Consider the following 245-nt stretch of genomic DNA (forward strand, 5'->3'; position numbering starts at 1 on the left):
GAAACAAAGCCTTACATCGACCGCTTCTGTGCGCCGAACGCTAGCGACACGCCAGAAGGAGGAGAAGGGGGGCGGGTCAGCGATGCGAAGCAGGCGGTGAGAGATCTGACAAAGGAGATCAGGAATAAGATGGTCGAGATGACGGTCAATGCGGAGGAGTGGGGACCCGTGAGAGCGGCAGAGACAGCGCGACAGCTGCTGTGGGGCGATGATGATAGGGTTCCGCTGAGGCATTGGACCGAAGT

Annotated in this window: 1 protein-coding gene; it reads left to right on the forward strand. The window is 59.2% G+C overall.

Annotated elements, in window-relative coordinates:
- Positions 1–245: hypothetical protein (locus tag AC0IW9_RS31650; protein ID WP_471652243.1), on the forward strand; the 245-nt coding region annotated here is incomplete at both ends.

It is taken from the genome of Belnapia sp. AC561 (assembly GCF_979252845.1).